The following is a 25,049-nucleotide window of genomic DNA, read 5'->3' as shown; positions in this document are numbered from 1 at the left end:
TGCCCGAAGATCAAAAGCAGGCCGGCATTGACCGGCAGCGAGACACTCATGGCGGGTGATCCGGGCGACCATCGGCATCATTGCCTGTGCAGGAAAATCAGACATGCCACATTGCAGCCCGCTCCTGCCTCTGATCATCATCCTTTGTGCGCGTCGTACTAGCGCACAGCGGCACTGGCAGAGCCGTTGACCACCCGCGGAAACCTCCAGAAACGCGATCGTCAAAGCTTCCGCATCGGGGGCACGGCGATGCTTTGAGTTGAGAAGCCGGTGCAAACCCGGTAGGATGATGTTTTGAACCAGAGCGGTCCCTATCTTCATGTTGCAAGGCTTTCGTGATCTTTTCAGGCGCGGCAGTCCCGTGCAGCCTTCGCAGCTTTGCGTCCCGGACGGGCAGCGGGTGTATGCAATCGGGGACGTGCATGGACGGCTCGATCTGTTCCGGAAGATGATCAACGCCATCGAAGCGGACAATCACGCCCGTTCGCCCGCCGAGGTGACAGTGATCCTGCTGGGCGACCTGATCGATCGCGGTCCGGACAGTGCCGGCGTCATCCGGCTGGCGCGCCAATGGTCGGAACGGCGTGACGTGCGCCTGCTCCTCGGCAATCATGAGGAAATGTTCCTTGGCGCGCTCGCCAGCCCTGACCTGCTGCGCCATTTCCTCAGGATCGGCGGGCGCGAGACGGTTGAAAGCTACGGCCTGCCGAACGCGGCCTTCGACCTGCCCGCCGACGAAATCTGCGACATGCTCGTCGAGCTCGTCCCGCCCAGCGATATCGCTTTCCTCGAGGCGATGGAGGACCAGATCCGGATTGGCGATTATCTGTTCGTGCATGCCGGCATCAGGCCCGGCGTCACGCCCGAGCAGCAGGAGACCGGCGACCTGCGCTGGATACGCGAGCCGTTTCTCAGCCATCGCCAGCCGCATGGGTTCTGCGTTGTGCATGGCCACACCATCAGCGATGAGGTGGAACAGGTGCCCAGTGCCGATCATCCCTATCGGATCGGAATTGATACAGGTGCATATGCAACAGGGCGTCTGACCGCGATCGGGTTGCAGGGTAGCGACCGCTGGTTCATGGAGACCGCGGTGCCGCAAGGCTGACGTTTTTGAACGGCCGCGGGCCGCAGATGGGATTAGCAGATGAAGATAGCAGTGGTAGGCGCAGGCTATGTCGGCCTGGTTTCAGGTGCCTGTTTTGCCGATTTCGGACATGAGGTCGTCTGCATCGACAACGATCCTGCTAGGATCGACCGCCTGCATGATGGTGTGATGCCAATCTACGAGCCTGGCCTTGCCGAACTTGTTGCCAGCAATGTCGCGGCAAAAAGGCTGTCCTTTTCAACCGATCTTGCCGCTTCCATCGCCGATGCGCGGGCGATCTTCATTGCGGTGGGCACGCCCTCACGGCGTGGCGATGGTCATGCCGACCTCAGCTTCGTCTATGCCGTGGCGCGCGAAATCGGTGCCAACCTGACCGGTCCCGCTGTCATCGTCACGAAGTCGACCGTGCCTGTCGGTACAGGCGACGAGGTGGAGCGCATCCTTGCCGAGGCTGGCGTGACATCGCAGTTCAGCGTGGTCTCCAATCCCGAGTTCCTGCGCGAAGGCGCCGCGATTGGCGACTTCAAGCGGCCGGACCGGATCGTCATCGGCGCCCAGGACGAATTCGGCAGGGAAATCATGCGCGAGGTTTACCGCCCGCTGTTCCTTAACGAATCGCCGATCCTGTTCACGGCGCGCAGGACGGCCGAGCTGACCAAATATGCCGCGAATGCCTTTCTGGCGACGAAGATCACCTTCATCAATGAAATAGCCGATCTGTGCGAAAAGGTTGGTGCCGATGTGCAGGATGTCGCCCGCGGCATCGGCCTGGACAAACGCATTGGCTCCAAGTTCCTGCACGCAGGACCTGGTTATGGCGGTTCGTGCTTTCCCAAGGACACGCTTGCCCTTCTCAAGACGGCGGAGGATTACGAAAGCCCGATGCGGATCGTGGAGGCGGTCGCTTCGGTCAATGAACAGCGCAAGCGGGCAATGGGCCGCAAGATCATCGATGCACTTTCCGCAGGCGGAGGCAGTTCGCCTAGTCATGGAGAACAGCAGAATGGCGGATCGGCAAATAATGGCGCCAAGCAGAATGGGGCACGCGGCAAGCGCGTTGCTCTGTTGGGACTGACGTTCAAGCCCAACACCGATGACATGCGCGATTCGCCTGCCATTGCCATTGCGCGAACGCTGCAGGACAATGGGGTGGAGGTGACCGCCTACGACCCTGAAGGAATGAACGCCGCCGCGCCACTGATGCCGGGCGTCACCATGACGGACAGCGCCTATAGTGCGATCGAAGGATGCGACGCGATCGTGCTGGTGACAGAGTGGGACGCATTTCGTGCGCTCGATCTTCCACGGGTGAAATCATTGGTCACCGAACCGCTGATGATCGATCTGCGCAATGTTTATAATCCACAGGAGATGCGCAAGGCCGGCTTTGCCTATGTCGGCATCGGCCGCTGATCCAGTTCTTGCCGGGCGGCAAACGCGCGCTGGCAGGCGAGGAAGCAATGTGCGGGCGCCGATCCGGCGCTTGGCAACCTGCTCGAGCATAAGGCAGCAAGGCAGCAAGGCAGGGCACAACAAAAAATGGGCTCTGCCGCTCGTTGCGGGTCGGCATCCACCCGCTTGGCGATGTGCGCGGTGACGGTGAAAGGCCCATCATGCCGGGGGGCCTGTAAGCCGGGTTCTGTATCGCGCGCCTGTATCCCGCAAGGGACAGGGCGCACAATGGCAACCATTCCTCTCGACACGGCGTTGCCGCCGTGTTCCAGCGACCAACCCGGGTGATCACGGTCCGAAACGGACCTGCCTCTGGCCAGAGCCATCGGCGCGCCACCCCTATTCGGTCTTGCTCCGGGTGGGGTTTGCCCTGCCATCACCGTTACCGGCAACGCGGTGCGCTCTTACCGCACCCTTTCAACCTTGCCTGTGCCTTGCGGCCATCGGCGGTATGCTTTCTGTGGCACTTTCCCTGAGCTTCGATCCGCAGATCCCGCCCGGCGGGCGTTACCCGCCACCCATGTTTCGTGGAGCCCGGACTTTCCTCGGCGCGGTGAAGCGACGCGGCTGCCCAGCCCCCCGGCACCGCCCGCGATAACGGCTCTGCCCTAGCGTGCAAGCCCTTTGTCACGATCAAGCAGCAGTGCGAACAGCAGTGCGCGCACCTGTCCGTCCACCTGCCCGTCGATGGCTTCAGGCCGGAACCGGCGCTGAAAGGCCCGCACCGCGGCTGCCGGATCGGTGATGTCATAGCCGAAGCGTTCAAGTGCCAGATAGAAAGCGCCATCATTGTCGAACGGGTCACCCAAGGCAATCCCGGGGCGCGGCAGGGCAAGCCGGAGCCGAGCCAGCCGCTCCCAGGGGAACCGTTCGCCCGGATCGATCTTGCGCGCAGGGGCAACATCGCAATGGCCTACGACATTTGCCCGCGCGATATCATGCCGCGTGACGATGTCCGCCAGCAGCAGGATCAGCGCCTGTATTTGCGGTTCAGCAAAATCGACGTAGCCATGGGTGTGCCCCGGGTTGTCAAGTTCGATGCCGACGCTGGCAGAATTTACGTCAGTATGGCCGCGCCAGTAGCTTTTGCCGGCATGCCATGCGCGCCGTGTCTCAGGAACGAGCCGCACGACCTCGCCTGCCCGGCTGATGCAGTAATGCGCACTGACCTTGCTGGCCGGATCGCACATGCGGGCAATCGCCTCCTCCACTTGCAGCATGTCTGTATAATGAAGGACGACCATGCTGACCGGCTGTGTGCGAACGTCGTGGTTAGGCGATGCGATCTCGCGATGGACGATTTCACCCGGCGGCGGGCCGGGTACGATCGTGCTGGAACGGCGCGGCCGGTCAGTCATGCCCCCACCACTGCACCCAGCAATAGGGTGTTGCCGTCATGCTGGTGCTGAAGCCTGCCGCCATTGCGTTCGACGATGAGCCGGATGAGCATTGCCGGCGCAGTGTGCGCTTCAAGCTCGGCAACCGGTATCAGCCCGTCAAGAGCCTGGCCAATGGCGGCAGGAAAGACGACCTTTTGACCCTCTGTGCGCAAAGCGATTTCGTGCGCGTTGCCGCTGGCTTCTGCGACGATGGCAACGCTGCCTCCGCGCGGCAGTGCCTCGATTGCGAGCAGTGCCAGATTGACCAGCACCTTGGCAGCATCCTTGGGAAAATCCGTGGCCGCAAGCGCCCAGTTGATTGTCACATCGCGCGCTTCTGCCGCCACGGCATCGACCGCCGCCTGCAGGTCCGCAGCGGGCAGATGGCTGCCAAAGCCGCCCGCGGTGCCGAATGCCAGCCTGAAAAACTGCAGCTTGGCCGATGCTCGCCGAGCACCTTGCGCCAGAAGATCGATGCACTGGTCCCGCATGGCAGGCTCGGTTTCGGCCGCCAGCAACTCCACCCCGTTCAGCATTCCGCCAACAGGAGACAGCAGGTCATGGCACAGGCGGGAACACAGCAGGCTCGCGAGCAGCGTTTCGTCAACTGGATTGTCGGCATGGGTCATGCGCTGCGCTCCTTGGCACACAATACCCTGCCGCGTCCGCCCGGACAGAAGCAGTTGCGAGACCGCCATCGGCCAGCGCCTTGCAGCATCGGTCCTGCCTGCATAGCAACAGCTGCCCGTGCCGGCAATCGGCTTGCTCCATAATGGCTGCATGTTGGCTGGGCAGCGATCATTCCCGCAGCGGCACGAACCCGGCGGGACAATCCCGCCACAGCTCCACCCGCCCTTCGCCGACGATTGCCCAGATACGCCCGTCTCTTGCGGCAAGCTCCTGATCGATCCGGGAGGGCCGCGGCGGACCAGCGGGATGAGAATGGTAATAGCCAAGCACTTGCAACCCGCCTGCGCGCGAGTTTCGATGCGCGTCGATCAGCACCTGCGGATCGATTTCGAAACGCGTCGCGCGATCGGCAGCAATATTGCGCGCAGGCTGCACCTGGATGATGTCAGCCGCGTCATACCGCGCCTTTTCCACATGGTTGGGATCTTTGTTGGTGTCACCCGCTCCACTGCCGAGCAGCAGACCGCAACACTCGTAAGGGAAGGCTGCTGCGGCATGCGCCAGCAATTGCGCTTCGATGATGCTTGGCAGAATGAGGCCCATAGTTCATCTGCCTTAGCATGACGAGCGGTGATGGCGCCAATGACGATCTTGTAACCGGAGTGCTGGCAGGTGCGGGGCGGCTCGACCGCGGACTTGCCGATGCAACCGGGCTGTCACGCGAGCGGATAAAGGCTCTGATCGCTGACGGACAGGTCACGATTGACGGCAGGCTGGCTGGCTCTGCTTCGGCAAAGGGTTCGGCAGGCGCCGCTTTCAAGATCGTCATGCCTGCCGCCAGACAATCGGCCGCAGCCGCACAGGACATTGCGCTCTCCATTGTCTTTGAGGATGAACATCTCATCGTGGTGGACAAGCCGGCCGGGATGGTCGTGCATCCCGCCGCCGGCAATGCAGATGGCACGCTGGTCAATGCGCTCCTGCATCATTGCGCCGGGCAATTATCCGGGATTGGCGGAGTGGCGCGTCCGGGCATCGTACACCGCATCGACAAGGATACTTCGGGCCTGCTGGTGGCCGCCAAAACCGATCTTGCGCATCACGGACTGGCGCGCCAGTTCGCGGACCATTCCATTGAGCGGGCATACCTTGCCGTGGTCAAAGGGTGGCCAGATCCCGCATCAGGCACGATTGCAGGCCGGATAGGGCGCAGCGCCCAGGATCGCAAGAAGATGGCCGTGCTGCCATCGGAAGCGAAACGCGGCAAACATGCGATCACGCACTATGAAACCCTGCAAAAGCTTTACAGAGCAGCGCTTGTGGAATGTCGGCTGGAAACCGGACGAACGCACCAGATCCGCGTTCACATGGCGTCAATCGGTCATATGCTAATTGGGGACCAATCCTACGGACGCCCGGACCCGGCGCTCCGGCCGATGCTTCTGAAAATCGGATTTCACCGCCAGGCGCTCCATGCGGCGGTTCTGGGCTTCGCCCATCCGGCAAACAATAACAAAATGCGTTTTTGCAGCACTTTGCCAGCCGATATTCTGGAACTTATTGAAGAACTTAATGGTTCTGATTATGAAAATCAACGGGTCTGACGGATTGAAAGCGCCTACAAGCGAAGTCTGCCCTTCATTGGTTGGGGAAGATCAGCTCAGGCACCATGAACGTGGCCCAGACTGCCGGGTGCCTCAACAGGATCTGCGACCCGGGCTGACTACAGAAAGGTTTGATGACAAAGTGGCTATCAGCAAGACAAACAGTGTTCCGGCCCTTGGCGGAGAGCAGAGTCTCAATCGCTACTTGTCGGAGATCAAGAAATTCCCGATCCTGAAACCCGAGCAGGAATACATGCTGGCCAAACGCTATGCCGAGCATGAGGACGGCGAAGCGGCAGCGCAGCTGGTCACGAGCCATCTGCGGCTGGTGGCCAAGATCGCCATGGGCTACCGTGGTTATGGACTGCCGGTGTCCGACCTCATTTCGGAAGGCAATGTCGGCCTGATGCAGGGCGTGAAGAAGTTCGAGCCTGATCGCGGTTTCCGGCTGGCGACCTATGCGATGTGGTGGATCAAGGCGTCGATCCAGGAATATATCCTGCGTTCATGGAGCCTGGTGAAGATGGGCACGACTGCTGCGCAGAAGAAGCTGTTCTTCAACCTGCGCCGCATGAAGAAGAACCTCGAAGCCTTTGAGGATACAGATCTTCACCCAGACGATGTGCGCACTATTGCCACCGATCTTGGCGTGCCCGAGCAGGAAGTCGTCAACATGAACCGGCGCATGCTGATGGGCGGCGATTCGTCGCTCAACGTCTCCATGCGCGGCGACGAGGAAGGCGCCGGGCAGTGGCAGGACTGGCTTACCGACGATCGTCCGTTGCAGGATGAAACCGTCGCCGATGCCGAGGAAAAGCATGTCCGGCATGAAATGCTGGTGAGCGCGATGGATGTGTTGAACGATCGGGAAAAGCATATCCTGACCGAGCGCAGGCTGACTGAAAACCCGCGCACGCTGGAAGAACTGTCGCAGGTTTACGATGTCAGCCGCGAGCGTATCCGGCAGATCGAGGTGCGCGCCTTCGAAAAGGTGCAAAAGGCAATGCAGCGGATCATCGGCGAACGGCTGATCCCCGCCATGGCCTGAGGCCACAACACATGACGAGGCCTGCTCCGCCAGCAGGAGCAGGCCTTTTTCATGTGCTTTGCAGGCGGATGACCGCAGATCATGCCGGGATGCTTCATTCTGCCCGCCATTGCGCGGCGGCCATGCAGCGGGTATTTGGCAGCGTGCCTTGCATTGGCGATGGCATGACCGCCAAGATGATGGATCCTGTCCTGCATGTTCTTCCTGTTCCGGCTCGCCATCCTGTTCCTGATCCTGACGGTAGGATGGGTGGCGCTTTATGCAGTCGTGCCTGTTCCCTATACGGCAACAATGCTGATGGACGAGAACCCGGTAACCAAGGACTGGACCCCGCTTGAGGCGATTGACCGCGACATGGTGCGCGCCGCCATCGCAGCCGAGGACGGCAAGTTTTGCCAGCACAACGGGTTCGATACCGAAGCCATTGCCGAGGCAGCCCGGCGCAATGCGCAAGGCGGGCGCATCCGTGGCGGCTCCACCATCAGCCAGCAGACAGCGAAGAACGCATTCCTGTGGCAGGGTGGCGGATTTTTCCGCAAAGGGCTGGAAGCCTATTTCACGTTCCTGATCGAGAACATCTGGGGCAAACGCCGGATCATGGAGGTTTATCTCAATGTCGCGGAAACCGGCATCGGCACCTATGGCGTGGAAGCTGGCGCACAGCGGTATTTCAACCATGGAGCGCAGGAACTTACCGCCAGCGAAGCCGCGCGAATGGCCGCTGCCCTGCCGCTGCCCAAGCGGCGGGCGGTTACCAACCCGACGGGTTTTACCCGCCGCTACGGCAATACAATTCAGGCGCGGATCGGTCAGGTCAGCCGCGACGGTCTCGATGCCTGTGTCTATGGCTGATCTGCTGGCGGCAACAGTTGTGATGGAAGCGCGGTCGTGATGGAAACCAAGCACGATCATGTCGCGAACGGCGATCCGGGCGGCGACTTCCATGCCGGTCATTCCCATACCGGTCACTCTCATCAGGGCCACTCTCGTCAGGGCCACTCTCATGCCCCGGCAAGTTTCGGCCGTGCCTTTGCCATCGGGATTGCGCTCAACACCGCGTTCGTGATCGCGGAAGCGGGCGCGGGGCTGTACTACAATTCGATGGCACTTGTTGCAGATGCCGGACACAATTTATCCGATGTGCTGTCGCTGCTCATTGCCTGGGGGGCAAGCGTGCTGGCCAGACGGCCACCGTCGGCGCGGTTCACCTACGGGCTGAAATCAAGCTCGATCCTGGCAGCGATTGCCAATGCCGCGTTGCTGCTTGTCGCGCTGGGCGCCATCCTGGTCGAGACATTGCGACGGTTCGGCGACCCTGCACCGGTCGCGCCGGGGCCGATCATGATCGTTGCTGCCATCGGCATCGTCATCAACACGGCCACCGCGCTGTTGTTCATGCGCGGCAGGAAAGGCGATCTCAACATCAGGGGCGCCTATCTGCACATGGTCGCCGATGCCGCGGTATCGGCAGGGGTGGTGGTGGCAGGATTGCTCATCTGGTGGACCGGCCTTGCCTGGATCGATCCGATTACCAGCCTTGCCATCGTGGGTGTCATCGCGGTCGGCACCTGGGGGCTGCTGAAGGACAGCGTGCGCATGGGGCTCCTGGCGGTGCCGGAAAACATTGACGAAGGCGCGGTGCGCCGCCGGCTGGAGGCTCTGCCCGGTGTGGCGGCGCTGCACGATCTGCACATCTGGCCGATGAGCACCACGCAAAGCGCACTGACCGCGCATCTCGTTATGCCCGATGGCTACCCTGGCGACGAATTCCTGCATGATGCCGCGCACCTGCTGCACCAGGATTTCAGCATCGAACATGCCACCTTGCAGATCGAGACCGACATGGACCGGTTCTGCGCGCTGCAGAACGCAGAGGGCTTCAGCTAGGGAACCTCGTCGAGGTCGAACAGCCCGCTTTGCGTTGCACCGCCAGGTGGAGCAAGGCCGAGATGTTGCCAGCCCCGATCGTTCAGGCAGCGGCCTCTTGCCGTGCGCGCAATCAGGCCAAGCTGGATCATGTATGGCTCGACAACTTCCTCGATGGTGTCGCGCGGCTCCGACAGCCCTGCGGCCAGTGTCTCCACCCCGACCGGCCCGCCCTTGTAGATGTCGGCCACCATCGCAAGGTAGCGACGGTCCATCGCGTCAAGGCCGAGCCGGTCCACCTCCAGACGGGTGAGCGAATCATCCGCGATTGCCTGCGTCACCAGCCGCGCGCCGGCCACATCGGCAAAATCACGCACCCGGCGCAGCAGCCGCCCTGCGACACGCGGCGTGCCCCGGGCGCGGCGGGCGATTTCGGTCGCGCCGCCGCTGTCGATGCCAAGATTCAAGAGGCGCGCGGCGCGGGTCACCACCCGTTCAAGCTCCTCCACGGTGTAGAACTGCAGCCGGACCGGAATGCCAAAGCGGTCGCGCAGCGGCGTCGTCAGCAGCCCCTGGCGCGTGGTCGCTCCCACCAGCGTGAACGGCGGCAGATCGATACGCACGGACCGCGCCGATGGCCCTTCGCCGATGATGAGGTCGAGCGCGCGGTCCTCCATGGCGGGATAGAGCACCTCCTCGACCACCGGGTTCAGCCGGTGAATCTCGTCGATGAACAGCACGTCGCCCGCTTCCAGATTGGTGAGCAAGGCGGCAAGGTCGCCCGTCTTGGCAATGACCGGCCCCGAGGTGGCGCGAAAGCCAACGCCAAGCTCCTTGGCAACGATCTGCGCCAGCGTTGTCTTGCCAAGTCCGGGCGGGCCGAAAAACAGGACATGGTCCATGGCTTCGCCGCGCGCCTTCGCCGCTTCGACAAAGACGCGCAGGTTCTCGCGCGCCGCCCGTTGACCGACGAACTCGTCAAGCGTCTTGGGGCGCAGCGCAGCATCGACATCTTCGGGCTGCTTTCCCGAAGCAAGGATGGGATTGCCGGTCATCAGCCCGCCGCCAGCCGCAATGCCACGCGAACAAGATCGTTCAACCCGGCTCCGTCACCAAGCTCGCCCTGCGCCTGTGCGACCGCATTGGCAGCCACCACTGGCTTGAAGCCGAGGTTTTGCAACGCGGAGACAGCATCAGCGTCGGCCGATCCCGGAGCGGCGACAGAAAGGCCCGGCCCGGCGACAGGCAAGCCGCCGGCCTGGTCCTTCAACTCATTGACGATGCGACTGGCAAGCTTTGGCCCTACACCATTGGCGCGTGCAACCGTTGCGGCATCCTGCCCCGCACAGGCGCGTTGCAGATCCTGTGTGGACAGCGCGGACAGGATCGCCAGCGCGACCTTCGAGCCCACTCCCTGCACTGCGGTAAGCAGCCGGAACCAGTCACGCTCGGCGCCGCTGGCAAAGCCGATCAGCCGCATGTCGTTTTCCGAGACCTGAAGGTCGGTGTAGACGGTGCAGCCGTCCCCTCTGTCGCCCAGCGACGACAGCGTGCGGGCGGAACAATGCACCAGATAACCAACGCCGCCGACGTCGATCACCGCCCAGTCGACGCCTGTGTCGTCCAGCCTGCCGGATAGTCTTGCAATCATCGCCAGACGCTAGCGCAGGCGGAACGGGATGGGAACACCGATGCGGCGATGATGCGCAAAAACGCAAAGCTGCGGATCAGCTGTTGGCTTGCTCCGTGTCCGGCACGCTGTCGTGCGGACCATAATAAAGTGCAGCGCAATCTGTTGCCAGCACGCCACCGCTGATCGTCAGGTCCTGCTTGTAGGCGTCGGCAATGTAATCAAGAGCGCCAAGGTGCCGATCCTCAAAATACATTTCGTGCACATCAGCGCGTCCCGCTCCGAACACGATACGCGACATGCCGGCCCAGATACTGGCGAAGCTGCACATGCCACAAGGTTGCAAGGTGGTGTACAGCGTCGCGCCGTCGATCTTCATGTCACCCGTTGCCGCGCCTGCGGCACGCAATGCGACCACCTCGGCATGAGCGGTGGCGTCGCAATCCTCTGCCGTGCGGTTCACCCCGGTGGCGATCAGCACGCCATCGCGCACGACCAATGCGGCGATCGGGGTATCGGCAGGATCGGTTCCCTTGCTGCTGATGGCAAGGCCGATCGCCTCGCGCATCCAGCGTTCGTCATCTTCGTTCATGTGGTTTCAGATGGGCATGGGCAATGGCAACGGCAAGCGCATCGGCGGCATCGGGACCGGCAATGCTGGCGCCAGGCAGCAGCACCTTGAGCATGGCCTGCACCTGCTCCTTCTGCGCGGCGCCTGTTCCTACCACGGCCTTTTTGACGATGCGCGTGGAATGTTCGAATACGGTCACGCCATGCGCGGCGCAGGCGGCAAGCACGCAGCCGCGCGCATGTGCCAGCTTCAGCGTGGATTGCGGGTTCTTGTTGACGAACACCTCCTCGACCGCGGCCATATGCGGGCGATGATCGGCAATCGCGGCGGACACGCCCTGCTGGATTGCCAGCAGCCGCTCCGCGATCGGCAGCTTGCTGTCCGTCGGCAGCTGACCATTGGCAATGTGCGACAATCGTGCGCCTTCCACCCGCACGACACCCCAGCCGGTGCAGGTCAGCGACGGATCGAGCCCCATCACGATCAGCGACACAGGTTGCGCATCATCTCGAGAACGTCAGCACCCGGCGGAAACTACTCGCCGAGCCGTTCCAGAACCGCGTCCGACACTTCATAATTGCCCCACACGGTCTGCACATCGTCATCATCGTCAAGCGCATCGACCAGCTTGAACAGGGTCTGCGCCGATGCTTCGTCGACATCGACGGTCAGGCTGGGCTTCCAGGCAAGCTTCACCGCTTCTGCTTCGCCAAGCGTGCGTTCAAGCGCATTGGCAACTTCGTGCAGATCTTCGGCCGCGGTCCAGATTTCATGCTCTTCCGCGCCTGACTGCATATCCTGCGCGCCTGCTTCCAGCGCGGCTTCAAGGACGCGATCCGCATCCGCAACGACCTCGTTGCCCTGTGCCGGATAGACGATCAGGCCCAACCGTTCAAATCCGTGCGCAACTGAACCCGACGCGCCAAGATTGCCGCCGTTCTTGGAAAAGGCAGTGCGCACGTTGGTGGCGGTCCGGTTGCGATTGTCGGTCAGCGCCTCGACAATGATGGCGACGCCGGCGGGACCGTATCCTTCGTAGCGGACTTCCTCGTAATCATCGCCTTCGTTCGCCGACGCCTTGTCGATGGCGCGCTGGATGTTGTCCTTGGGCATGGACTGCGCCTTGGCCGCGTTGATGGCAAGGCGCAGCCGCGGGTTCATGTCCGGGTCGGCCATGCCCATCTTGGCCGCAACGGTGATCTCGCGCGAAAGCTTGGAAAACATGGCGGAGCGCTTCTTGTCCTGCGCGCCTTTCCTGTGCATGATGTTCTTGAATTTGGAATGGCCTGCCACCTGCCTGCTCCTGCTGTATGGGGCTTTCCCTGGGTGGCACGCTGCTTAGACGGCCTGTCTTTCTTCTGCAAGTTTGCCTGTGACCACCGCCAGGTACAGGTTCGCGACAGCAAAACAGCAGTCCCGCCGTCCGCCGCCATCAGGATCGAACCTTTCTGCACAGCATTTTCAAAGAAGATCGATGCGGATATGCCATCTGCGCCAAACGCGCGCGCCCGGCTTTTGTTTTGGGTCAGCGCCTCGTTGCAGGCGCGGGCAAGCACTACCTTGTGCCTGCCCGAACGCGCCCGGGCCAGATTCGGCAATGGAGGCGAAGAATGTGGGCAACGGATGGCGCCCACGCTCACTCGCCTCTAATGATGCACCCATGTTCCCGCATCTGCCGCCCTAGCTGTCATCATTTGTCGTCAGCACCATTTGCGGGACACGCACCGCCATCCCGGTCAACCGTTGACTACGCTGCCGCCATTTGGGTGCAGAACCTGTCCTGTCATATAAGACGAGTCCGCGCACGCCAGGAACAGATAGGCCGGTGCGACCTCATTGGGCTGCCCGGGCCGGCCCATCGGTACCGACTCGCCGAAATGCTCCATCTTCTCCGGAGGAGAGCCGCCCGCCGGGTTAAGCGGAGTCCAGATCGGCCCCGGCGCAACCGCATTTACCCGGATGCCGTCTTCCACCAGATTGCCGGACAATGACCGGGTAAAGGCAGTGATTGCGCCTTTCGTGGCGCTGTAATCAAGCAAGCCAGGCGAACCCTTGTACATCGTCACACTGGTGGTGTTGATGATTGCAGCACCTTTCTTCAGATGCGGACGGGCAGCCTGCACCATATAGAATTGCGCAAAGATGTTGGTCTGGAACGTGCGCTGCAATTGTTCGGGTGTGATATCAGTGATGTTCTTGTCAGGATGCTGTTCGCCTGCATCGTTCACAAGAACGTCGAGCCGACCCCATTTTGCAACCGTCTCGGCGACGATCCGCTCGCACAGATCCTTGTGCCCAAGATCGCCCGCAAACAGCAATGCCTCGCTGCCTTCATCCTCGACGAGACGCGCCGTCTTCTTGGCATCCTCGTCTTCGGACAGGTAGGAGATTGCAACCTTCGCGCCTTCGCGGGCAAACAGGATAGCGACTGCCCTGCCAATGCCGCTATCTGCGCCGGTGATGATCGCGACCTTGTCCTTCAGCCGGCCCGATCCAGGATAGCGGGGCATGTATTCGGGAGTTGGGTCGAGATTTGCTTCCTTGCCGGGAAGCCCCGGTTCCTCGTCGACTTTCTCGACAAACTTGGCGTCGGCCATGGCTGGTTCCTTTTTCTAAAGCTTGCTTAAGAAAATGAACGACCTGCCCTTGCAGTTCCGCAAGTTGGCGCGCCGGCGCCCCGGACAGTCGGGACGAGGGTGACCGTCACGCCCTATTCGATACCGAGCGCTGCCTTGTAGGTTTCCAGAACCATATCCATTTCGCGCCGGTCATCGGCCTTCATCTTGCGCAACCGCACGATCTGCCGCATGATCTTGGCATCGTATCCGACCGCCTTTGCCTCTGCGTAAACATCGCGGATATCGTCCGCGATGCCTTTCTTCTCCTCCTCCAGCCGCTCAATGCGTTCGATCAGCAGGCGCAGGCGATCGTCATGGGTCTGAGGCTGGGCGCCTGTCTCATCATTGGCGGCAGGAACGGTGGCCATCAGGCTGTTCTCCAACTGGAAGCGGGAATCACGGGTGGACGCGGCTGATAGCGGGACACGGCCGAACAGTGAACCCGCCTCGGGCAATTTCATCCACAATCGAGCCATCTCGGGCCGGTAGCTGCGTTCAAGGCGGTGGGGTGCCTGCCTTGTTGCGCTTCATGCTGACGTCCATGCGGGCAAGCTGCTCCTCGCTTGCGGGGCTCTGATAGCGCTCCTTCCACTGTTCCATCGGCATGCCATGGATCATGGCGCGCGCTGCGTTCCTGTCACCTTCAAAGCCTGCATCCTGCACCCAATCGGCCAGACAATTGCGGCAAAATCCAGCAAGGCCCATGAGGTCGATGTTCTGCGCATCGTGACGCTGGCGCAGATGACGCACCAGGCGGCGAAATGCAGCGGCTGCCTGCGCATCGTCAAGCATGTCGAGCGGGTCTGGTTGGTGATCGGGCAAAGCAGATTTCCTCCATTTGAGACCAGATGGCATTTTGGACCATACGGCATTTTGGATCAACCGGCGCTTGCGGGGCCAGCCTGCACCAAATAGGGCAGCATTGGACATCGGCACTGGGCCGGCAGCAGCAATTCGGGAAATCTCGTGCATAAATTCGATCCTCGCGCGCGCAAGGTCAAGATCCTTGCCACCCTTGGTCCCGCCAGCCGTGAACCGCAAATGATCGACCGGTTGCTCAAGGCAGGAGCTGACGCTTTCCGCATCAACATGAGCCATGGCGAACATGCCGAACATGCCGCAACCATCGCCGCGATCAGAAACGTGGAGCAGCAGACCGGCCGTCCGATCGCTATCTTGTGCGACCTGCAAGGCCCCAAGCTGCGCGTAGGCAAGTTCAAGGGCGGCCGTGCAGTCATCCGCCATTCCGGTCATTTCACTCTCGACCGGATTGACGAACTGGGCGATGACACCCGCGTCTTCCTGCCCCATCCGGAACTCTTCGGGCTTTTGAACAAGGGACAGCGGCTCCTGCTTGATGATGGCAAGCTGCAATTGCGCATCATTCGGGCAGGACCCGACGAGATCCTGTGCAGCGCGGATGTGGGCGGCGTCATTTCGGACCGTAAGGGCATCAATGTTCCCGACGCAGAAATCCCCATCCCGGCCCTGACGGAAAAGGACCGGCGCGACCTTGCCTTTGCCGTGCAGCACAAGGCTGACTGGATCGGCCTGTCCTTCGTTCAGCGGGCCACGGATGTCGCAGAAGCGCGCAAGCTGATGGGTCCATATGGCGCACTGATGGCAAAGATCGAAAAACCGCTGGCAGTGCGTCACCTCGATGCCATCCTGGAGATTTCCGACGGGCTGATGGTGGCGCGCGGCGACCTTGGCGTCGAACTGCTGCCTGAAGAAGTGCCCCCGCTTCAAAAAAGAATTGTCGAACAGGCACGCGCGGCGGGCAAGCCGGTGGTGGTCGCCACGCAAATGCTCGAATCCATGATCGTCAGCCCCGCGCCCACGCGGGCCGAGGTGTCCGACGTGGCCAACGCGGTTTACGATGGTGCCGATGCGGTCATGCTGTCGGCTGAAACCGCCGCGGGGCAGTGGCCGGTCGAAGCCGTGACGATCATGGACCGCATCGCAGGGCAGGTCGAACGCGATCCCGGCTACGCCAGGCGTATCGCGCTCGGTCACGTAAAGCCTGATGCCACCACTTCGGATGCACTTGCCGAGGCATGTTCATCGATTGCGCGCACGCTGAACATCGCGGCGATCTGCGTGTTCACCTCCTCGGGCAGCAGTGCGCGGCGGGTGTCGCGCGAGCGGCCCAACGTGCCGCTCCTTGTCCTTACACCCGAATTGCAGACCGCGCGGCGCCTGGCTCTCTTGTGGGGCGCGCATGCCGTGCGTACGAAAGACATCGGCAGTTTTGAAGGCATGATTGCCAAGGGCAAACGCATGGCGCTGCGCAACGGCTTTGGCGAGGCTGGTGCCAAGCTCGTCGTGCTGGCAGGGGTGCCGTTCGGCCGCCCTGGCGCTACCAATCTTCTGCACGTCGTCACCTTGACAGGAGACGAGCTCAAGAGCCATCCGGAAGAAGTTTGACACCTGCGGCGTGCGCAATGCTGCCTGCATCCGGTTTCTGGAGAGCGACTGACCATGGTTCCACCTCTGCGGCGGGCTGCGCGCCTGCGCATATTTGCAGCAGCAGCTATCGGGCTGTGGGCGTCATCATGGTCCAGCGCCGTTGCAGCACAGGAGATCGTCGTTACCGGCAAGCAGGATGACACCCGTCTTGCCGATTATCCTGGCAGCGCCATTACACTGGACGACCAGGATTTGCAGCTGCGGCAGTTTACTGACCTTTCCTCCTTGAGCTTTGGTGCGCCCAATGTTTCGCTGGACCCGGTCGGCACCTTTGCAGGGGTGGCGAATTTCACCATCCGCGGACTGGGCATCAACAGCTCCATTCCCTCGATCGATCCAGCCGTGGGCCTGTTCGTGGACGGTGTTTACATGGGCGTGAATACCGGCACGGTGTTCGATGCGCTGGATGTGAGAACAGTCGAAATCCTGCGCGGGCCGCAAAGCGTCCTGTTCGGCCGCAACACCACCGGCGGCGCGGTGCTGGTAGAAACAGGGGACCCCACCTTCGATTGGCAGGGCAGCGCCCGGCTGCACGTCGAAGCGCCGATAGACCAAGGGCGCGGTGCTCCTCTTGCCGGCATGCAGGCTGTCATGAGCGGGTCCTTGTCGGATCGGCTGGCGATCAGACTGGGAGCACTCCACACCAGCGACGGAGGATATTTCCGCAACCGGTTCGACAACCGCGATTTCGGCGCTGCTCAAACCACTGTTCTGCGCGCCGCGACGACGATGCTGTTGACGCAGCGACTTACTCTTACGGCAAAAGGCGAGTGGCACGACAGCAGCGGCGACGGCGCAACGACACAGAACCATGGGCAGAACAGCCGGTTCGGATTCAATCTGTCTGTCGACGAGCCGGGATTCTACACCAGCCGCGCTGCTTTTGCAGTGCTGCGCGGAAGCTATGATCTGGGCAGAGGCAAGTTGACCAACGTGTTTGGCTGGCGCGAGTACGACCTTCGCACGCGCAACGACATCGATTCCAGCCCGCAGTTCATCTTTCACTCGGACACGGGCACCAGCCAGGAGCAATTTTCAAATGATCTGTTCTGGTCCGGAGCCGCAGCAGGGGGCACGCTGATCGCGGGCGGATATTTTTTCACGCAGAAGGTCGCCTATGACGAAGACAGATCCCTGCCGGCTCTTGGAACGGCGCGGTTCTTTGGCGGCGGCAGGCAGGACCATGATGTCTATGCCTTCTATGCCAAGGTCGACTACCCGTTGCATGATCGGCTGGACCTTACCGCGGGCTTGCGCTGGTCACGGGAGGAAAAACAGGCGGCAATCACCTATGTCCGCCCGCGCCCGGCCTGCTCCGTCATTGCGGAAAGCTGTCCGACAAGTGGCATCAATCCGATCACCAACGAGCCTAACGGGATCAGCGATGGACAAGGATGGAACAGCCTTTCGCCGCGTCTCGCGCTGTCGTGGCAGCTGAGCCGGGAAGCGCAACCTTATGCAAGCTGGACCCGCGGGCACCGGTCCGGCGGTTACAATCTTCGTGTGACGCAACCCCTTGCCTTTGAACAGATTGCAGGAAGCTTCGGCTCTGCAGCCTTTGACGAGGAGACCGTCGACAGCTTCGAGTTTGGCTTCAAGTGGCAGGATGCTGGCGGGCGGGCGTCAGTCAACGCCGCGCTGTTCTGGAGCGAGGTGCGCGATCTTCAGCGCGAAATCAGCGTGGCAAGCCAAAGCTCGGGCCTTGCGCAATCGGTGTATAATACGGCCGACGCACGCATCCGCGGCGGCGAGATAGAAGGCCGTTTCGCACTCGGGTCCGCCTTGACCATCAGCGCGAACGCCGGCCACACGGATGCAGATTACCGCAAGGTCTTCCTGGACCTTTCGGGTGACGGCGCGCTCGATGCGCAGGACCGCGCGTTGCGCCTGCCGCGTGTGCCAAGCTGGACGTACGGGATCACCGCGCTTGCACAAGCGAATGCCGGCGATGCGACGCTGACAGCGCGGCTCGCGTTTCAGCATCGTGACCGTTATGCCTATACCGACAACAATTTCGGCTATGTCGATCCATTTGACAGTCTGGATGCAAGCATCGGCCTATCGTTTGCCGATCCTGCCATACGCGTCACCATCTATGGTCGTAATCTCCTCGACAGCATCCAGTTCGGCGGAGACACGCAGCTGCCATTTGCAGGCGGCGCCTTTTCCGATGGTGAGGATACACCGTTCGATCCGCGTCCGGCTGCCGGCACGTTCAGCCCTGTTGGCAAGGGCCGGCGGCTGGGTGTTGCGATCAACATGGACCTGTGATGCGGCCATTTTTCGCGCCTTGTTGGCTTCACCGCCTGGTCATTGAAGGTGCTGCCCTGCCCTTGACTGCCAGGTGCCGGCTTCGCATGGGCGGCTGATGCAGTTCCTGTCCGACAACGCCGCGCCTGTGCATCCTGCTGTATGGGCCGCAATGGCCGCAGCAGATGACACCGACCGACCTTATGATGCAGATGCATTGTCAGCCCGGCTGGATGAACGCTTTTCCTTGTTGTTCGAGCAGGAATGCGCGGTCCTCTGGACCAGCACCGGCACTGCGGCCAACTGCATCGCGCTTGCGTGCCTGGTGCCTCCTTATGGCGGAATCGTGTGTCACAGCGAAGCGCATATTGAAGTCGATGAAGGCGGTGCGCCAGGTTTCTTCACGCATGGCGCCAAACTGCTGCTGGCACCGGGCGAAGGAGCAAAGCTCACTCCGCAGGCAATTGCCCAGATCATCGACCCAGTTCGCGACGATGTCCACCAGGTCCAGCCGCACGCCATCGCGATCACGCAGGCCAGCGAATACGGGCAGGTCTACACGCCCGGCGAACTGCATCGCATCGGTGCCTACGCCAACATGCGCAAGCTGCGGCTGCACATGGACGGCGCACGATTTGCCAATGCAGTTGCGTATCTTGGCTGTTCGCCAGCGCAGGCGTCAGCAGCGCATGGCGTCGATACGCTGGCGTTCGGCTTCATCAAGAACGGCGGCATGTCGGCAGAGGCACTGGTGTTCTTCGACCCCTCGCTTGCCGCACAGGCTCGATACCGCCGCAAGCGCGCCGGCCAGTTACAATCCAAGGGACGCTTCATGGCCGCGCAGTTGCTGTCCATGCTGGAGGCGGATCTCTGGCTGCACAACGCCCGGCATGCCAATGCAGCGGCGGGTGAGCTTGCTGGCGGGGCAAGGGATCGCCTGCTCCGGAAGGTGGAAGCAAACGAAGTCTTCATGACACTGAGCGCGCCGGAAGCTGCTGCTCTGCGTGCGCAGGGCTTCAGCTTCTACGACTGGGGCGAAAATGCAGTTCGGTTTGTCACCTGCTGGAATACCCGTGCCGAAGATGCAGCAGCGCTCGCGCGTGCAATCGCCGCCCTTTGACATGGCGCATGAACTGGTAAAACCTGCCGTCGATCCTGCCATGGCAGAGGCGATGCGCCCGCGCATCATCGTGTCCTTCATCCTAGTAACGCTGATCTGGGGTTCGACATGGCTCGTCATCAAGGACCAGATCAGCATGGTGCCGCCCGGCTGGACCGTGACCTACAGGTTTGCACTGGCGACAATCGGCATGTTTGCGCTTGCTGTCTGGCGCAAGGAGACACTGCGCCTGCTTCCCGGTGGCGTGATCATCGCCGCGTTTGTCGGCATCAGCCAGTTCATGATGAACTTCCAGTTCGTCTACCGGGCCGAACTGCACATCACGTCGGGTCTGGTGGCGGTGTGTTTTGCCATGCTGATGGTGCCCAATGCGCTGTTGGGTCGCATCTTTTTAGGCCAGCACATCACGCGCGGCTTCACCATCGGATCAGCAATCGCGATTGGCGGCATCGCATTGCTGATGACGCATGAGTATCGCGCAGCACCTGCGGGCATGAACGTGCCGCTCGGCATCTTGCTGACCGTGGGCGGTATCCTTTCAGCGTCTGTCGCAAATGTTGCGCAAGGGAGCGAACGGGCAAAGCGCCAGGCGATGGTGCCGTTGCTGGCCTGGGCCATGCTGGCAGGCACACTGTGCGATGCCGTCTTTGCCTATGCCACTTCAGGACCACCTGTCTGGGATGGGCGCTGGCAATATGCAGCCGGCATCGCCTATCTGGCCATTGTCGGATCAGTCATCACTTTCCCGCTGTATTTCAATCTCATCCGGCTGATCGGTCCTGGACGGGCGGCATATAACGGGGTGGCAGTGCCCGTGGTTGCGATGATCCTGTCAACCCTGTTCGAGGGGTATCGCTGGACAACGCTGGCAGGTGGCGGAGCGGTGCTTGCAATGGTGGGGCTGGTCATCGCGCTCAGATCCCGGCGCTGACCGGATCTGCCCGATGGGCGCGACAGTCGGTCAGGCATGCCACCAGCCCTTCCCTGAAGGTCGGAAAAGCAGGATACCAGCCAAGCACACGTTTTGCCTTCACATTGGCGACCCGCCGATTTTCGGCATAGAACCCGCGCGCCATGGGAGACAGGTCAGCCTCTTCCAAGGTCTGCATGGCTGGAGGCTTGCGATGCAGCAACCGGCAAGCCTCCTCGACAACTGCATTGTGGCTTGCTGGCAGTCTGTCGGCAAGGTTGTACGCCCCTGCAGGCGCATCAAGCCCCGCAATCACGCCGCGGGCCAGATCCTCGACATGAATGCGGCTGAAAACCTGTTCCGGCAGGTCGATACGGTGCGCCTTGCCTTCGCGCACCCGGTCAAGCGCGCTGCGTCCTGGGCCATAGATGCCCGGTAACCGGAACACCCGCGCGCCCAACGCCAGCCAGTGTGCGTCGGCGTCAACACGCGCACTGCGCCTGCCTGAACCGACCGGCGTGCTTTCATCAACCCATGCCCCGCCCCTGTCACCGTAAACTCCGGTAGAGGACAGATAGCCAATCCAGCCGGCATGGCGTTCCAGTTGCGCGCCGTAATGCAGCAGCACCGGATCATCTCCATCAGTGCGCGACGGCGGAACGGAGGATAGAATGACATCGGCGCCGGCAATGGCACTGCGCACCCGGTCGGTATCGGCAAAATCCACCATGCCGTCACGCCCGGTCGCTGTCACCGTCCAGCCGGCCTCATGCGCAAGGTGGCAGATGCGCTTGGCCGAATAACCAAGCCCGAAGATCAGCATGTGTCTCATAATGGCGTGCTCCGTCGGCTTGCATCGATGCCTGCCCTGCGCCATTTGGCTTGCACGGGGCGATGAAAGGCGCATGTAAAGCGCCATGGACATCAGCCGCAACCCCGCCATGCCTGCTGGCAATCCGCAACTTGCTGATGCAGCACCGATGCCGCAGCAGCCACTCACCGTTCACCGCAAGGATTACCGGCCGCCCGCGTGGCTTGTTCCTGAAGTGCATCTGACTTTCGATCTGGCGCTGACATGCACCTGCGTAACCGCCTTGATGACCGTGCGGCGCAATCCGCAAGCAGCGCGCGAGGAGTGCATCTGTCTCCTTGGTGATGGAATAGTTGCAGAAACGGTGATGGTTGACGGGGGCATTGCGACAGGCTGGCACATGGAAGGCGACGACCTGATCCTGCCGCTTGCACAGGATGATGCGCAAATTACCATCCTTACGCGGCTTGATCCTGCTGCCAACACCCAGCTCATGGGGTTTTACGCATCGCAAGGGATGCTGTGCACCCAATGCGAGGCGCAGGGCTTCCGCCGGATAAGCTTTTTTCCGGACCGGCCGGACGTCCTTTCCACCTACACCGTGCGCATGGAAGGTTCAGCAGCGCAGTTTCCTGTCCTGTTGAGCAATGGCAATTGCGTGCAAAGCGGCGCCCTGGACAATGGCCGGCACTTTGCAGTCTGGCACGATCCGTGGCCCAAACCATCCTATCTCTTCGCGCTGGTCGCTGGCCGGCTGGTGGCCAATCGCGATGATTTCACCACCAGATCCGGCCGCAAGGTCGATCTTGCGATCTGGGTGCGGCCGGGCGACGAGGCGGGGACAGCGCACGCCATGCAGTCGCTGAAGCACGCAATGGCGTGGGACGAGCAGGTCTTCGGACGCGAATATGATCTTGATGTGTTCAACATCGTTGCAGTTTCGGACTTCAACATGGGCGCAATGGAGAACAAGGGCCTCAACATCTTCAACACCCGTTACATCCTGGCCGAACCGGATACCGCGACCGACGCTGATTACGATGCAATCGAAGGCGTGGTCGGCCATGAATATTTCCACAACTGGTCTGGCAATCGCGTTACTTGCCGCGACTGGTTCCAGTTGAGCCTCAAGGAAGGGTTTACGGTCCTGCGCGACCAGCTGTTCAGCGCGGCGATGGGCAGCGATGCTGTCAAGCGGATAGAGGATGTGCGCATCCTGCGCGCTGCACAGTTTCCGGAAGACTCCGGCCCGCTGGCGCATCCGATCCGCCCCGACAGCTACCAGGAAATATCCAATTTCTATACCGCGACGGTCTACAACAAGGGTGCAGAAGTCATTCGCATGATGCGCACCATGGCAGGCGAGGATGCCTTCCGCAAAGGCAGCGATCTTTATTTCGCCCGCCATGACGGAGAGGCAGCGACCTGTGAGGATTTCATATCGGCAATGGAGGACGGCGCGGGGCTGGACCTTGCCGGATTCCGGCGCTGGTATGAACAATCAGGCACTCCGCATGTATCCATGACAATGAAGCATGACAGCAGCACAGGTGCGGTGACGCTGACATTCGTGCAGCGATTATCTGCCAGTGGTGATGATCAGGTGCCGCGGCCAATGGTCATGCCAATGAAAATTGCGCTGTTCGACCGCAGCGACAGTGCACCGGGTGAATTCCGGGCGCAGGAGCATCTCCTGATCCTTGATGCCAGGGAATGTCGGTTCCGCTTTGACGGATTTGGCGAGGCTCCGATGGTTTCGGCCAATCGGGGCTTTAGCGCGCCCATCAATCTTGACATCGCGCATGACGAAAGCCGCTTGCAGTTTCTGGCGATGCACGATGATGATCCGTTTTGCCGGTATGAGGCATTGCAGCAGATCCTGACGACCGAAGTTCTCGCCACGGCCGCACAGGGTGCAGATACGCAGCGCCGTCGGGCAATCACCGACATCTTTTCATTCACGCTTGCAGATGATCGGATCGACGATCTGATGCGTGGCGAACTGATGACGCTGCCGCCTATTTCCGTGCTCATCGAAACCGCGGCGCCAGCAGATCCGGTCGCGCTTCAGACTGCCCGCATTGCGCTGCAGGCGGCGATCGGCACTGCTTGTGCAGATCAGCTGTCTGCCGTGCACACCCGCACAGCGCAGCATCGCTACAGCCTTGATGCCGGGAGCCGCGGTGCTCGCAAGGTCCGAAACCACGCCTTGTTCCTGCTCGCGGCGGCCGATGGAGACGCAGCTGCTCGGCTGGCGCAGCGACAGTACGAAAACGCCGACAACATGACTGACAGGCAAGGTGCACTGGTTGCCATTGCCGGAGTGCAGACCTCGCTTCGCGATACGCTGCTGGAAGATTTTGCCCAGCGTTATCGCGACAACGCGCTGGTGATCGACAAATGGTACGCCATTCAGGCAGGCGCGCACCATCCACACGTGCTCGACCAGGTCAGCAAGCTGGCTAAGCGGGATGATTTCAGCTTGAGAAATCCCAATCGCGTGCGCGCACTTTACATGGCGATGGCAGGCAATCCGACCGCCTTCCACGAAGCAAGTGGAGCCGGTTACGAAATGCTTGCCAGGCTCATCTTGGCGCTGGATCCGATCAATCCTCAGACAGCAGCCCGCTTTGTCCCATCGCTCGGCCGCTGGCGGCGCATTGAACCGGCGCGCTCGGCCTTGATGCGTGATGCTTTGAAGCGCCTTGCAGCAAGCTCCTATTTGTCACGTGACGTGCGCGAACAGGTTGACAAGAGCCTTGGCACAGACGCAGCATGAGCGTGGAGAAAATCGTCACGCAAGGGCTTGCCGGTATCCCGCACGCGTTCATGGGCCGGCAAGGCGGAATATCACAAGGCATCTATGCCGGACTGAATACCGGCCTTGGGTCAGGCGATGAACCCGATGCTGTTGCCGCCAACCGGAACGCTGCGGTCGCCGCTGTTCGCCCCGGCGCTCAGCTATGCAGTGTATACCAGATCCACTCCGCCCGGGCAGTCACTGTCAACGCCCCTGATGCTGGCGGTGCGCAGGCCCGTCCCCGCGCAGATGCCATGGTAACGACCGCGCGCGATGTGCTGCTCGGCATTGTCACGGCGGATTGCGCGCCTGTGCTGCTTGCCGACAGCACGGCAGGTGTCATCGGCGCTGCCCATGCCGGCTGGCGCGGCGCCCTTGCCGGCGTGACTGACAACACCATCGCCCTCATGGAGAAGCACGGCGCCAGCCGCGGTTCCATCCGCGCGGCCATTGGTCCCTGTATCGGCGCCAGAAGCTACGAAGTGGATGACAGGTTCGTGCAGATCTTTGCTGCCGATGATGAAGAAAGCCGCAATTTTTTCAAGGCTGGACGCTGTGGCCATCATCTGTTCGATTTGGGCGGTTATCTTGCCGTCCGTCTGGCGCGCGCTGGCGTTGGCAAGATCGAGCTGGTGGATGAGGATACCGTCGCTCAACCTGATCGATTCTTCTCCTACCGCCGCTCCACATTGGCAGGGGAGGCTGCTTACGGCCGCCAGATCAGCCTGATCGCCTTGCCGACCTGATCCCGACTATTCGATACTTGAGCAATCGCTGGGCGGC

24 protein-coding genes and 1 other RNA gene are annotated in these 25,049 nt (G+C 61.5%); 12 read left to right on the top strand and 13 right to left on the bottom strand.

Annotation, left to right across the window (positions count from 1 at the left end; genetic code table 11):
• Positions 1-361: 361 nt before the first annotated feature.
• Together RM533_RS00355 and RM533_RS00350 are read left to right on the top strand one after the other, a co-directional pair.
• Positions 362-1,108, top strand: a complete 747-nt coding sequence (locus tag RM533_RS00355) for a metallophosphoesterase family protein (protein ID WP_311339205.1) — start codon at positions 362-364, stop codon at positions 1,106-1,108.
• Between the two features lie 39 nt (positions 1,109-1,147).
• On the top strand, positions 1,148-2,521 hold the full coding sequence (locus RM533_RS00350) for a UDP-glucose dehydrogenase family protein (RefSeq protein ID WP_311339204.1): 1,374 nt from the start codon (positions 1,148-1,150) through the stop codon (positions 2,519-2,521).
• 199 nt (positions 2,522-2,720) lie between these two features.
• On the opposite strand, the gene rnpB is transcribed toward RM533_RS00350, so the two are convergent.
• The 4 genes from rnpB to RM533_RS00330 form a co-directional block, all read right to left on the bottom strand.
• Positions 2,721-3,143, bottom strand: an RNA gene (gene rnpB / locus RM533_RS00345) — RNase P RNA component class A.
• Positions 3,144-3,168: 25 nt separating this feature from the next.
• Complete coding sequence (locus RM533_RS00340; protein WP_311339203.1) at positions 3,169-3,918, bottom strand: N-acetylmuramoyl-L-alanine amidase; 750 nt, start codon at positions 3,916-3,918, stop codon at positions 3,169-3,171.
• The gene (locus RM533_RS00335; protein WP_311339202.1) at positions 3,915-4,568 is read right to left on the bottom strand and encodes a histidine phosphotransferase family protein; all 654 of its coding nucleotides are present in this window, start codon (positions 4,566-4,568) and stop codon (positions 3,915-3,917) included. The genes RM533_RS00340 and RM533_RS00335 overlap by 4 nt, the downstream gene beginning before the upstream one ends.
• Before the next feature lie 169 nt (positions 4,569-4,737).
• Complete coding sequence (locus RM533_RS00330; RefSeq protein ID WP_311339201.1) at positions 4,738-5,172, bottom strand: M67 family metallopeptidase; 435 nt, start codon at positions 5,170-5,172, stop codon at positions 4,738-4,740.
• Between the two features lie 17 nt (positions 5,173-5,189).
• Here RM533_RS00330 and RM533_RS00325 point away from each other — a divergent pair, with 17 nt between their 5' ends.
• The 4 genes from RM533_RS00325 to RM533_RS00310 all read left to right on the top strand — a co-directional run bounded on the left by RM533_RS00325 (position 5,190) and on the right by RM533_RS00310 (position 9,108).
• Positions 5,190-6,173 carry an RluA family pseudouridine synthase gene (locus RM533_RS00325; RefSeq protein ID WP_311339200.1) on the top strand — a complete coding sequence of 328 codons (984 nt, stop codon included), beginning with the start codon at positions 5,190-5,192 and terminating at the stop codon, positions 6,171-6,173.
• A 148-nt stretch (positions 6,174-6,321) separates the two neighbouring features.
• Positions 6,322-7,221 (top strand): RNA polymerase sigma factor RpoH, encoded by a 900-nt coding sequence (rpoH, locus tag RM533_RS00320; protein WP_311339675.1) that lies wholly within the window; start codon positions 6,322-6,324, stop codon positions 7,219-7,221.
• A 195-nt stretch (positions 7,222-7,416) separates the two neighbouring features.
• Complete coding sequence (gene mtgA, locus RM533_RS00315; RefSeq protein ID WP_311339199.1) at positions 7,417-8,073, top strand: monofunctional biosynthetic peptidoglycan transglycosylase; 657 nt, start codon at positions 7,417-7,419, stop codon at positions 8,071-8,073.
• 39 nt (positions 8,074-8,112) lie between these two features.
• Complete coding sequence (locus RM533_RS00310; RefSeq protein WP_311339674.1) at positions 8,113-9,108, top strand: cation diffusion facilitator family transporter; 996 nt, start codon at positions 8,113-8,115, stop codon at positions 9,106-9,108.
• On the opposite strand, the gene ruvB is transcribed toward RM533_RS00310, so the two are convergent.
• The 8 genes from ruvB to RM533_RS00270 form a co-directional block, all read right to left on the bottom strand.
• Positions 9,105-10,142 carry a Holliday junction branch migration DNA helicase RuvB gene (gene ruvB, locus RM533_RS00305; protein ID WP_311339198.1) on the bottom strand — a complete coding sequence of 346 codons (1,038 nt, stop codon included), beginning with the start codon at positions 10,140-10,142 and terminating at the stop codon, positions 9,105-9,107. The genes RM533_RS00310 and ruvB overlap by 4 nt on opposite strands.
• Positions 10,142-10,738, bottom strand: a complete 597-nt coding sequence (gene ruvA / locus RM533_RS00300; RefSeq protein ID WP_311339197.1) for a Holliday junction branch migration protein RuvA — start codon at positions 10,736-10,738, stop codon at positions 10,142-10,144. Before ruvA ends, ruvB begins: the two co-directional genes overlap by 1 nt.
• 76 nt (positions 10,739-10,814) lie before the next feature.
• Positions 10,815-11,309, bottom strand: coding sequence for a nucleoside deaminase (locus tag RM533_RS00295; protein WP_311339196.1), 495 nt, complete (start codon positions 11,307-11,309; stop codon positions 10,815-10,817).
• Positions 11,296-11,775, bottom strand: a complete 480-nt coding sequence (gene ruvC, locus RM533_RS00290) for a crossover junction endodeoxyribonuclease RuvC (RefSeq protein ID WP_311339673.1) — start codon at positions 11,773-11,775, stop codon at positions 11,296-11,298. Before ruvC ends, RM533_RS00295 begins: the two co-directional genes overlap by 14 nt.
• 47 nt (positions 11,776-11,822) lie before the next feature.
• Positions 11,823-12,581, bottom strand: a complete 759-nt coding sequence (locus tag RM533_RS00285; protein ID WP_311339195.1) for a YebC/PmpR family DNA-binding transcriptional regulator — start codon at positions 12,579-12,581, stop codon at positions 11,823-11,825.
• A gap of 443 nt (positions 12,582-13,024) precedes the next feature.
• On the bottom strand, positions 13,025-13,885 hold the full coding sequence (locus tag RM533_RS00280) for an SDR family oxidoreductase (RefSeq protein WP_311339194.1): 861 nt from the start codon (positions 13,883-13,885) through the stop codon (positions 13,025-13,027).
• A 113-nt stretch (positions 13,886-13,998) separates the two neighbouring features.
• Positions 13,999-14,274 carry a DUF2312 domain-containing protein gene (locus RM533_RS00275; protein WP_311339672.1) on the bottom strand — a complete coding sequence of 92 codons (276 nt, stop codon included), beginning with the start codon at positions 14,272-14,274 and terminating at the stop codon, positions 13,999-14,001.
• Between the two features lie 127 nt (positions 14,275-14,401).
• The gene (locus RM533_RS00270; RefSeq protein WP_311339671.1) at positions 14,402-14,698 is read right to left on the bottom strand and encodes a DUF1244 domain-containing protein; all 297 of its coding nucleotides are present in this window, start codon (positions 14,696-14,698) and stop codon (positions 14,402-14,404) included.
• A gap of 174 nt (positions 14,699-14,872) precedes the next feature.
• Here RM533_RS00270 and pyk point away from each other — a divergent pair, with 174 nt between their 5' ends.
• The 4 genes from pyk (at position 14,873) to RM533_RS00250 (ending at position 20,676) form a co-directional block, all read left to right on the top strand.
• Entirely contained in the window at positions 14,873-16,333 is a 1,461-nt protein-coding gene (gene pyk / locus RM533_RS00265) for a pyruvate kinase (RefSeq protein WP_311339193.1), read from the top strand.
• 54 nt (positions 16,334-16,387) lie between these two features.
• Complete coding sequence (locus tag RM533_RS00260) at positions 16,388-18,646, top strand: TonB-dependent receptor (protein WP_311339192.1); 2,259 nt, start codon at positions 16,388-16,390, stop codon at positions 18,644-18,646.
• Between the two features lie 97 nt (positions 18,647-18,743).
• Entirely contained in the window at positions 18,744-19,745 is a 1,002-nt protein-coding gene (locus tag RM533_RS00255) for a threonine aldolase family protein (RefSeq protein WP_311339670.1), read from the top strand.
• A 1-nt stretch (position 19,746) separates the two neighbouring features.
• Positions 19,747-20,676: a DMT family transporter gene (locus RM533_RS00250; protein ID WP_311339191.1), complete on the top strand. Its 930-nt coding sequence runs from the start codon at positions 19,747-19,749 to the stop codon at positions 20,674-20,676.
• On the opposite strand, the gene RM533_RS00245 is transcribed toward RM533_RS00250, so the two are convergent.
• Entirely contained in the window at positions 20,660-21,487 is an 828-nt protein-coding gene (locus tag RM533_RS00245; RefSeq protein WP_311339190.1) for a Rossmann-fold NAD(P)-binding domain-containing protein, read from the bottom strand. The two genes, RM533_RS00250 and RM533_RS00245, sit on opposite strands and share 17 nt — an antisense overlap.
• Positions 21,488-21,572: 85 nt before the next feature.
• Here RM533_RS00245 and pepN point away from each other — a divergent pair, with 85 nt between their 5' ends.
• Entirely contained in the window at positions 21,573-24,245 is a 2,673-nt protein-coding gene (pepN, locus tag RM533_RS00240; protein ID WP_311339189.1) for an aminopeptidase N, read from the top strand.
• The gene (gene pgeF, locus RM533_RS00235) at positions 24,242-25,012 is read left to right on the top strand and encodes a peptidoglycan editing factor PgeF (RefSeq protein ID WP_311339188.1); all 771 of its coding nucleotides are present in this window, start codon (positions 24,242-24,244) and stop codon (positions 25,010-25,012) included. Before pepN ends, pgeF begins: the two co-directional genes overlap by 4 nt.
• Positions 25,013-25,049: the final 37 nt, after the last annotated feature.

Source organism: Croceicoccus esteveae (genome assembly GCF_031846435.1).
GTDB classification, from domain to species: Bacteria; Pseudomonadota; Alphaproteobacteria; order Sphingomonadales; family Sphingomonadaceae; genus Croceicoccus; species Croceicoccus esteveae.
Note: the sequence above shows the minus strand (reverse complement) of the source record. Positions and strands in the feature narration are given on the sequence as shown.

Coding starts and splice junctions, on each gene's coding strand:
- RM533_RS00350 (WP_311339204.1), top strand. CDS start 1,148: ATGAAGATAGCAGTGGTAGGCGCAGGCTATGTCGGCCTGGTTTCAGGT.
- RM533_RS00340 (WP_311339203.1), bottom strand. CDS start 3,918: ATGACTGACCGGCCGCGCCGTTCCAGCACGATCGTACCCGGCCCGCCG.
- RM533_RS00335 (WP_311339202.1), bottom strand. CDS start 4,568: ATGACCCATGCCGACAATCCAGTTGACGAAACGCTGCTCGCGAGCCTG.
- RM533_RS00330 (WP_311339201.1), bottom strand. CDS start 5,172: ATGGGCCTCATTCTGCCAAGCATCATCGAAGCGCAATTGCTGGCGCAT.
- RM533_RS00325 (WP_311339200.1), top strand. CDS start 5,190: ATGACGAGCGGTGATGGCGCCAATGACGATCTTGTAACCGGAGTGCTG.
- mtgA (WP_311339199.1), top strand. CDS start 7,417: ATGTTCTTCCTGTTCCGGCTCGCCATCCTGTTCCTGATCCTGACGGTA.
- RM533_RS00310 (WP_311339674.1), top strand. CDS start 8,113: ATGGAAACCAAGCACGATCATGTCGCGAACGGCGATCCGGGCGGCGAC.
- ruvB (WP_311339198.1), bottom strand. CDS start 10,142: ATGACCGGCAATCCCATCCTTGCTTCGGGAAAGCAGCCCGAAGATGTC.
- ruvA (WP_311339197.1), bottom strand. CDS start 10,738: ATGATTGCAAGACTATCCGGCAGGCTGGACGACACAGGCGTCGACTGG.
- RM533_RS00295 (WP_311339196.1), bottom strand. CDS start 11,309: ATGAACGAAGATGACGAACGCTGGATGCGCGAGGCGATCGGCCTTGCC.
- RM533_RS00280 (WP_311339194.1), bottom strand. CDS start 13,885: ATGGCCGACGCCAAGTTTGTCGAGAAAGTCGACGAGGAACCGGGGCTT.
- RM533_RS00275 (WP_311339672.1), bottom strand. CDS start 14,274: ATGGCCACCGTTCCTGCCGCCAATGATGAGACAGGCGCCCAGCCTCAG.
- RM533_RS00270 (WP_311339671.1), bottom strand. CDS start 14,698: ATGCTTGACGATGCGCAGGCAGCCGCTGCATTTCGCCGCCTGGTGCGT.
- RM533_RS00260 (WP_311339192.1), top strand. CDS start 16,388: ATGGTTCCACCTCTGCGGCGGGCTGCGCGCCTGCGCATATTTGCAGCA.
- RM533_RS00255 (WP_311339670.1), top strand. CDS start 18,744: ATGCAGTTCCTGTCCGACAACGCCGCGCCTGTGCATCCTGCTGTATGG.
- RM533_RS00250 (WP_311339191.1), top strand. CDS start 19,747: ATGGCGCATGAACTGGTAAAACCTGCCGTCGATCCTGCCATGGCAGAG.
- RM533_RS00245 (WP_311339190.1), bottom strand. CDS start 21,487: ATGAGACACATGCTGATCTTCGGGCTTGGTTATTCGGCCAAGCGCATC.
- pepN (WP_311339189.1), top strand. CDS start 21,573: ATGGACATCAGCCGCAACCCCGCCATGCCTGCTGGCAATCCGCAACTT.
- pgeF (WP_311339188.1), top strand. CDS start 24,242: ATGAGCGTGGAGAAAATCGTCACGCAAGGGCTTGCCGGTATCCCGCAC.